The 9,172-nt window shown below is 59.9% G+C and carries 5 protein-coding genes and 2 tRNA genes; 4 read left to right on the top strand and 3 right to left on the bottom strand.

Annotation, left to right across the window (positions count from 1 at the left end; genetic code table 11):
• The 3 genes from VMI09_00905 to VMI09_00895 all read left to right on the top strand — a co-directional run.
• A partial coding sequence (locus VMI09_00905; protein ID HTQ23221.1) for a hypothetical protein occupies positions 1–529 on the top strand: 529 nt, incomplete at its 5' end.
• A gap of 118 nt (positions 530–647) precedes the next feature.
• Positions 648–723 (top strand) — tRNA-Gln (locus tag VMI09_00900).
• A 38-nt stretch (positions 724–761) separates the two neighbouring features.
• Positions 762–836, top strand: a tRNA-Glu gene (locus tag VMI09_00895).
• 2,386 nt (positions 837–3,222) lie between these two features.
• Here VMI09_00895 and VMI09_00890 read toward each other — a convergent pair.
• The 3 genes from VMI09_00890 to VMI09_00880 all read right to left on the bottom strand — a co-directional run bounded on the left by VMI09_00890 (position 3,223) and on the right by VMI09_00880 (position 7,627).
• Positions 3,223–5,151 carry an ATP-binding protein gene (locus VMI09_00890; GenBank protein HTQ23220.1) on the bottom strand — a complete coding sequence of 643 codons (1,929 nt, stop codon included), beginning with the start codon at positions 5,149–5,151 and terminating at the stop codon, positions 3,223–3,225.
• Positions 5,152–6,353: 1,202 nt separating this feature from the next.
• Positions 6,354–7,001 (bottom strand): peptide-methionine (R)-S-oxide reductase MsrB, encoded by a 648-nt coding sequence (gene msrB, locus VMI09_00885; protein ID HTQ23219.1) that lies wholly within the window; start codon positions 6,999–7,001, stop codon positions 6,354–6,356.
• Positions 7,002–7,240: 239 nt separating this feature from the next.
• The gene (locus tag VMI09_00880) at positions 7,241–7,627 is read right to left on the bottom strand and encodes a hypothetical protein (protein ID HTQ23218.1); all 387 of its coding nucleotides are present in this window, start codon (positions 7,625–7,627) and stop codon (positions 7,241–7,243) included.
• A 638-nt stretch (positions 7,628–8,265) separates the two neighbouring features.
• Here VMI09_00880 and VMI09_00875 point away from each other — a divergent pair.
• Complete coding sequence (locus tag VMI09_00875; protein HTQ23217.1) at positions 8,266–9,165, top strand: ribose-phosphate diphosphokinase; 900 nt, start codon at positions 8,266–8,268, stop codon at positions 9,163–9,165.
• The last annotated feature ends 7 nt before the right edge of the window (positions 9,166–9,172 follow it).

Below are 9,172 nucleotides of genomic sequence, written 5' to 3'. Positions count from 1 at the left end.
GGGCGAAGTTCTCCAGACCATGATCGCGCTCGAAAAGCGCAGCATGGCGCTCTACGCCCGCTTCGCCAAGACCTTTGCCGCGCACCCGCGCCTGCACGAGTTCTGGTTCGGGATGGCGCGCGACGCGGCGCGCCACGTCGGCGCCCTCGACCTCGTGACCACCGTGCTCGACCTCGAAGGAATGCTCGACCGACCAAGCCCGGTGGTGCTCGAAGACGCGACGGTGGCGCGGCTGAGCGCCCTGCTTGATCGCGGCACACGCGAGGTTGAGAGCGCAATGGAGATCGAACGGGCGCTCGCCGTCGCACTCGAGGTCGAAGAGACCGAGCTCGAGGACAAGGTCGGCGATCTGCTGAAGGCTCTGCAACAGCGGGACGAGTACGAGCGCTGCATGCGCCTTTTGGTCCACGACCTCGGCGAGCTGAGCTATATGATCGAGCAATACTGTCAGGACCCGGCCCTGCTCCAGCGCTGCGACGCGCTGGTCAACCGTCATGCCGAGACGCTGCGGCTTTCGGCCGCCCGCTGAAGCGGGCGCTTCCGCGGCCGTGGCGGCGCGCGCATGGACGCATGCGGGTTTGTCGGTTATAGTTTGTCGGTTATAGTTTGTCGGTTATAGTTTGTCGGTTATAAATGATGATTCGCGCTGAGGAGTAGCCGAATTGGCAAGGCACCTGACTCTGGATCAGGGGATTGGAGGTTCGAGTCCTCCCTCCTCAGCCAAACGAAAAGTACGCTCGTCAAGAGAACGCACGCGACGGGGTCCCATCGTCTAGTGGTTAGGACACCGGCCTCTCACGTCGGGAACGCGGGTTCGACTCCCGCTGGGATCACCAGTCAAATCAGCTACTTGGCTCCTGCACCATTTCCTGCTTGACCTTTGAGCGCTAAATAGGCGCCGCCTTTCCGTGCCCCGGAAGAACCTCTAAGCCGCGAGCCGCTCACGGCCGACATGACTCGATAGCTTGCGAACGCGTGCCGCAGATCGTGAGGGCGGAAGTCCTCTAGCTTGGGGCGCTTCGCAGCCCGCACAAATAACGGCCGGGCTAGTGATCACGCAACAGACGAAGGCGCGGAGCGGATTTGCCGGTAGTACTGCAACGGTCGCACCTTGCTGGACCGCGCCCTGAATTGGTTCGGGCCGCGGTCCACTACGAACAAATAAACCTCATATCGGACCGTGCGGACCGTCTCGGTCTTTTCCTTATTACCTTTGCTCCGACAAGCTGTTCTCACATCTGTTTCTGCCAAAGGCCGCGAAACACCACGGAGATCTGATTATTTCGCAGAAACGAGCCACGCTAACACGAACAGGCCAGCGACAAACACCACAGTCCCGCAGTTATCTTCCAGCCATCGAATGTATCTACGGCGAGCCTTATGCCGTCGAACACCGCGAGCATGCGCGATAGCGTCTGTAAATAAATCATCTTCAGTGACAGGCCCGGGAAGAAACAGAACTACGCGCCCGCTCTGACCGCGACGGTACGGTCGAGCATCGCCGGCAGAGGCCGCTTGCTTCCTGTGCGCGGTGCGCGGACCTACGGGAATGGCTTGGGCAGTCCGATCGACGAACCTCTTCACAATAAGATCCGCGAAGACGAGGTTTTCCATGATGATACTTGCATCCGTGCGGTTTATTCACCGTTCATGACGACATAAAGCGTCTGGCTAATGGATGGAATAGGTTCATACGGTGCTGGTAAGGCATTCCGCACCGCAGCCCTGCCGATCTATCGTCTTAGATGATTTCCTCTGTATCGGTGGTTTACCCCTGGCTACTTGAAGTAGTGAATATCCATCAGGTCCATTAGGGTCAGCTTGATTTGCGGGTGGTCTTGGGTGCTGCTGGTGGATGGCCGTGTCGATGCGACTCGGTCGTGACAACCGGAAGAGGTCGCCAGGTTATGATACGTGGCAGCTCAATCCGAAGGCGGTCATGGACCATTTCGGTGGTTGCCCTTGCAATAACCACTGAGTCGCTCTCTCGCATGTTTGTCTGCGAATCAACGTAGCTACTCTTGATCAGCGAAGTCGCGAGTAGTGCCACGATGAAGAGAGGTGCAAGAGGAAGGCGAGACCTCACAGCAACCCGTATGCAACCTTTCAGGGAGTTTGCTTTCGTACTCATGACCAATGGAAAACGCTCGCGGTTATAGAGACGCTGGCATCAGAGGGAAAGGAAAACAATTCGACGACGACGGCGACAAGCCGAGCGCCCGAACAGCACACCACAGACAGACTGCCGATCAGGAATTGCATGAACTTCACGATCCGAACGTAGCGAGATTTGGGTACATTGCTCCTGGGCTACCGATCTTGTCAAGACATAGTGCGAATTTTGGAAAGGAAGAACTCGTCGCGTGTGAAGTAACTCTCCGAAGTAGGTGCAACGGCTGATTAATACTAAGTGTGCGCTTGTTGTGTATTCATTATGTGACCGACTGATCTAAAGCGCACGCTTGGTCACTTGGTTAGAAGAACGGCGATAAGCTATTCGCATCTGAAGGCGAGGATAGTCTTAAATAGGTTCACGGTAATGATCTGTATAAAGGTGATGAAGATAAAGTGGAGTGTCACTACAACTTCGTGCGAGAACGCCTGAAGCTATGAAAGGATTGCGCCGATAAACAAGTAAGCGTGGATTTCTATTAGTATCGACGAAGAGGGCTAAATTGAAGGCAAGTGCAGAGAAGACCATATCGGAGTGCGGGCTTGATAATTGCCGATGCAATTACGTGACGATTGCTCGTCTTCGTGAGGTTTAAGGCGTTGAAACGACGCTCAAGCCAGCTCGGCTGCCAGGACAGGACGAACGGCCAATAAACCGGTCTGACGAAGTTCGGCGGTCAATAAACCAGCGTAACTTGCTTTGTCGCATACACGTGGGCCTTTTCAATTCGTGCAGCGGCGACCCAATCCACATGCTTCGGATTATGGCGCCTCGGGAAAATGGCCTGAGAAGCTCGCCCAAGTCCTGGCCAAACCGCTTTGTTTGGACTTTAGCCGATAATGGGAGCGGGACAGTGTTGCCGCCACGGAGGCTCAGTGCGCGGGCGAAAGGTCGGGCGCAGCCGGAAGTTCGGCCTGCGCCGGGCAAGAAGGAGAACCGCGCCGGCAAGGTCCCAAGCGTAGCGGGCAGGCCACCCGGGGCCTCGGGATTGGTGGCAGGATCAGGCGCGACGATCGCCCGCCCGTGCTGGCCCGCGGCGTATCCTTCAATCAACGTGGACGCAGGGCTTCAAGCAGGCGAGAGGGAGCGACAGGCTTTACAAGAAAATCATCGAAGCCAGCAGCTCGCGCTGCCGTTTTATCGCCTTCGCGGCTGAAGCCGGTCAGCGCCAGGATCCGGATCGCAGAGTCGAATTTCTCGCGTAAACGCCGCGCCACTTCATAGCCGTCCCAGGTCGGCAAGGCGAGATCAATCAGAGCAACGTCGGGTGAATGAGCGAGCGCTAGCTCCATAGCTTCCGGTCCGTCTGAAGCGGTCTCGACTATGCACCCCTCGATGCTCAGTAGATCCCGGAGCGACTCGCGATAATCTTCATTGTCTTCGATGACCAGTATCTGCAGGTTGACCTTGGTTTCGTTTGCGGCCTGACCGGCCGCGGCTCCCAAGGGCTGGCTCATCAGCGGCAGCGAAACGACAAAGGTCGAACCGTGCCCGGGACCGCCGCTTTCGACCGAGATCTTCCCCCCGTGCAGTTCGACTAACCGTCTCGTCAACGCCAGACCAAGGCCCAGGCCACGCGATTCGCCGCTGAACTCTGGGTGCGCCTGAGCGAATGGCTGAAAGAGGCGGGGTAAAAATTCTTTCGGAATCCCGATTCCGGAATCGCTCACCGTAAGCACGGCGCGAGCGTCGGTGGCGCTGACGCGAACGTCGATCCTGCCCTGCTCGGGTGTGAACTTTACGGCATTGCCGACCAGATTTCTTACGATCTGTTCGAGTCGCACGGGATCTGCGTACACCCAGGCGGGCTGAGTCGTAATCCCTATGGCAATGGACCGTGACGCAGCAGATGTTTGGAGCATCTGAATCGTGAATCTGACCACCGCACCCAAATCAAGCGGTTGCCGCGCCAGTGTGACATTGCCAGCGATGAGGCTACCGACTGCGAAGACATCGTCCGTCAACCGGGCGAGATTGTCGAGCTGACGACGAGTCACCTTGATGGCCCGTCTCGCGTCGTCGTTACGCATTTCGACTCTTTCAAGGATGCCGACGGCGTTGCTTATGGCCCCCATGGGGTTACGCAATTCGTGGCCGAGCACCGCAATGAACTGATCCTTCTGCCGGTTTTCTTCGCGCGCCGCATCTTCGGCGATTTTTCTGTCCGTTATGTCGAACCCGCAGCCGGTATAACCAACGAAACGTGCGGCCTCGTAACGAGGAACCCCGATAACCTCAAACCAGCGATAGACGCCGTCATGGCGGCGCAAGCGCACAACCTCATGCAATTCCGCGCGACGCTCGAGCGCCTGGAGGTAGGCAGCGACGAACGTTTCTCTCTCTTCGGGATGGATAGAAGCGTCCCAATGCTCGCGAATCTCAGGCTCGGAAAGGCCCGTGTACGCAACGTAGTACGCATTTACGAACGTGCTTCGACCGTCAGCACCGGTTATCCACATCGCTATAGGTGCATTGTCGGCCAGCTTTCTAAATCGATCCTCGCTTTCGATAGCGATTTCCTGGGCCTTTCGTTGCTCGTCGATATCAAGAATCAGAGCCACCCAACCATCCGGGGTCCGATCGGGACCAAAGGTGGGTGCGTACATTGCGTGGATCCAGCGCCAGCCCAGTGCTTTGTAAAAGACCTGCTCCTCGTACTCCACGTACTCGCCGGCAAGCACGCGCTCAAAATATGGCTTGAGCGATTCGAATGCTTCTTTGCCGATTACCTCAACGATTGGGCGTCCGATGACATCTTCTGCCCGACGGCCCAGAAGACGGCCGATGCCCTTACTCACCCATCGGTATGACCAATCGCAGCCGCAGACGGACATCGGAAGCTCCATCGCGTTCACGATGTCGCGCAGACCGTCTCGGTCGTCGCGGAATCCCTCCGCTGCGAACACCAGTCCTCTGGAAAAGGCTCGAACTGCGTTGATGAGGAAGGAAGGGGCAGAGACCATCAGTTCGCTTCTCAAGACCTCCGTCGAGGTTCAAAGGCGAGGTTCAAAGGCAACATTGTGCCTCCACTGGCCAAAAAGCAACTGTTTCCCGACTTCGATCAGTTCTTCGACGCTCGACCGGAATTGCGGGCCGCTTATTTCGTCGGGGCCGAAAGGTGCAGGTGGGCAAGTATGTGCGCCAGCGACCCGTTCCTTGGCTGGTGACGAGACGAGGCGAGCGCTCGAGTTGAGCAGGCTTGAACCGCTGTCCACCGCCCCATAAAACCATAGACTTGGGTCTTTGATTTGATTACAAATGGTCCGGAGTTTCACACGCTCGACAGCGGAATCACCAAATTCATTCGCTCGCCGATTCGCTCTGCGCGACGGCGCTTTTGAGCGGCCCCCGCCGCAAGCTCGACCGCCGGCGGCCAAAGACGTGATCCGTCCGATCGTCAGACTGAGGCAGACCCTCTTTGCCGGGCCAAAGTGAGGCTGCCGATACCGTCGGATGCGCGGGTGCTCGAGGTGGGCGCCGGCGATAGTCCCTCGCCGCGCTCTGACATCCTGGTTGACTTCGCGCTCGAGGCGCGAGAGAGGCAGGGCGGCAGGATCAGGCGCGACGATCGCCCGCTGGTGCTGGCCCGCGGCGAGGCGCTGCCGTTTCGCGACAAGGCGTTCGACTACGCGATCGCCTGTCCTCGAGCACAGCGAGCATCCGGAGCAGTTCCTCGCCGAACTGCAGCGCGTCGCCTCTGCCGGCTACATCGAAACCCCAAGCTTGTGGTCGGAACGCGTGCGGCCATTCTCCTTTCATCGCGCGGAAGTCACCGCCTTCACCGACGCCGACGGTCCGATGCTGGTGATACGCAAGAAGCCGGCGCCGGCCGGCGATCCGCTGCTCGAACGGGCCTTCGCCGAAGAGTTCAACCGAGGCGCCTTCGACGATCGATCCGAACGCGTGGGTTCACGCGCTTCCATTGGAAGGATCGGATCCGCTTTAGCGTGGTTAACCCGGAGGTCGCATCCGCCTGGCCGATCGAAACTGCACGCGCCGACGACTTCAATCCGCGCACGCGCGTAAGGCGCGTTCTGATCGCGGCGGCCGCGGGCCTCTTCGCCGTGCGCCGGCGCTTGCGCGCCGCGCGGCGCAGCCGTTCGAAACCTCCGCCGCGCGGCCGATAGCGGTCTCGGCCATCAGCGCGTCAGGGCGCGCCACAGCGCAAAACCGCCGTCCGCTAACCCGGCTCCTTCGCCGATGGGGCCGGGACGAAGTTGAGCGCGGCGGAGTTCATGCAATAGCGCAGTCCCGTCGGTGCCGGGCCGTCGTCAAAGACGTGGCCCAGATGGGCGTCGCAGCGCGCGCACAACACTTCCGTGCGCACCATGAAAAATGATCGGTCCGCTCTTGTGCCAATGTTCTCTTTGGCGATCGGCTGATAGAAGCTCGGCCATCCGGTTCCCGATTCGAACTTGGTATCCGAACTGAAGAGCGCTGTGGCGCAGCAGATACACCGGTAGAGTCCTCTGGCGTGGTTGTTCGCGTACTTGTTCGTGTATGGCGCCTCGGTGCCTTTTTGGCGGGTGATCTCGAATTGCTCGGGGGTCAGGAGTTTGCGCCATTGGCCGTCAGTTTTGACCACCTTGCTGACCATGACCGTTCCCTTGCTCCGGCCGTCATCGGCAAACTCGACGATCTCGACCTCGCCCGCCGCAACCGAGGATACTCCGCCGTCGGCGGCTTCCGATCGCCGCCCATGGCTGACGAGTTCCCAGCCGATCGCGAGCGGGAGCGCGCCGAGGATCGCGAGCACGGTCCTTCGCCCGAGAATTCTGCGCCCGTGACTCGAGAAGTACCCCGTTTCGCGAACGTGACGTTGCGTCATCGCGCGGCCCATCTCCTTACGTCTTGTTGCTGGATGCGGCTGGCGCATCAAGCTGCCGGCGCCCGCTTACGAACCGTGATCGGCTCGTAGCGGGCTGAGCTCTTCTCAGTACCGTGCCGGGCGGCAAAAGTTACGCGGCGCGGTCCGTGGTAGGTAGGGCCGGATTTGTCGTGATCTGCCGGAAAAATCAGACGAGATCAGGGCGTGGCGGCCCCGACGCGGCGAGAGGAATGCCAGCGTCAGCGCCTGAAGAGCGAGTATCCCCGTCCGTGGACGTTAAGATAGGTGCGAAGCGATTCCACACCCCAGTCGCGAGCGACCGTCTGCCGTCCGCCGTTCGATTGCTGCTCGACCGACCATTGCGAAGTGCGGAGGTTGATATAGACGACCCGGTCGGCGCCGATTGTGGCGTTACCGCGATGGCCGAAGTGCCGCAGTTGGAGGCCGAACTCGTGGAGTAATTCCTGCCAGTAAACCCAGGTCATCCGAAAGGCGGGCCTGGGCGCCGCGTCAAGCACATCTTCGGATGTGATCGCGTAGCGCTCCATCAGCGCCTTGGCCAGGCGAGCCGCATTTTCGGCCTCGGCCTCCAGGGCGCCGTTTTCAGGTCTCACCTTGCGCAGCAAACCAATTTTTCGAAGCGCGTCTTCGGCCCTCATGGGACCCACACCTGCCGGTTCCATCAGCGATCGCAGCCTGAGAACTACTTTCAGGCAGTCTTACGCGCGAACGTGCGCGCGCAACTCAGCGGTCAGCAATTGGCGAGTCGAATTCCTCGCCATCCGCCACACTCGCAAAAAACCGACGCCCTCTACTGATTCTCTATCGAGACAAGCTCAATAGAATTCCGGCGCCGTCATCACCAAATGCTCTCAGAGTATAGTATTGCTGATAACTATAAGTCAAGTAGGACGAACGAGGATAATTGATGGTTATAATCGCTAATTTTTACCACGTCTGTCTGGGCGTCGCTTCTTCGTCAAAGCTTCGCGTCAGACTGACGCCTGCCTGGCGCCTGCTTCTCGCCGTCACCCCAGGCAGTGAGCAAAACAAATGCCCTGAGATTTAGGACCGAGCAGGCTGCGCATTAAAGTAAAGCCTGGATCCATGGTGTTCCTGAATCGCACAGCCGCTGCTCCATCCCGGAGACAGCCCGGCGCATCCAAGAGACAAATCTATGTAGGACCGGCTCATCGAGCACTCGGGATCCGGCTAGAGTATTGCCCGGGCGCACGTCTTTGAATCCAAAGCGCGCGCCGAACGAATGAGGAAATCCGGAACCGGCGAGCCCTCGGCAATCGTGCATGCGATTGCCGATTCAGCGCGCTTCGCGCGACGACTCGCGCGGAGCCTCGACGCGACGTTCGCGGCCGTGCGAACGCATGCGTTCCCCGACGGCGAAACGCTGGTCAGAGTCGCGCATCGCGCGGGCGCCGAAGCTATCCTTGTGCAATCGTTCAACAATCCCGACTGCAAACTGATGCTGGTTCTGCTCGCGGCCGACGCCTTGCGGCGCTCCGGCGCGCGGCGCGTGACGCTGGTGGCGCCCTATTTCGCGTATATGCGCCAGGACAAGATCTTTCATCCCGGTGAACCGATTTCACAGCGCGTATTCGGCCGCTCTCTCGGTCGGGCTTTCGATCGCGTGCTCACGGTCGAGCCGCATCTCCATCGGACCCGGCGCCTGAGCGACGTGACGGGAGGCCGTGCACAGTCGCTCAGCGCTGCGCCGGCGATCGCGCGATGGCTGGCGCCCCGCTCAAGCGGCATGATCGCAGTTGGACCCGACGAGGAATCGGCGCCATGGATCAAGGCGGTCGCGCGGGCGGCGGGAATACGATGGACCGTCGGGGTGAAACGGCGCCTCGGCGACCGCCGTGTGCAGATACATTTTCCGGAGCTTCCGCCCGGCGCCCGCGCGGTCGTGATCGACGACATCGCGAGCAGCGGAGCGACCATAGCCGCCGCCGCGCGGTCGCTCTGCGAACGCGGCATACGCACCGTCGACGCCTTGGTGGTACATGCGATCTTCGCGCGAGGCGCCCTCGACATTATCCGGCGCTCCGGCGTGCGAACGGTGGTCTCCTGCGACACCGTCGAACATCCGAGCAACAGGATTCAGTGCGCCCCGCTGGTGAGTGCGGCGCTGACGAAAGCCCGATGAGTGTGAA

The organism is Candidatus Binataceae bacterium (genome assembly GCA_035500095.1).
In the GTDB taxonomy this organism is placed as follows: Bacteria; Desulfobacterota; Binatia; order Binatales; family Binataceae; genus JAKAVN01.
The sequence above is the reverse complement of the archived record's forward strand: the minus strand, read 5'-3'. Positions and strand labels throughout refer to the sequence as shown.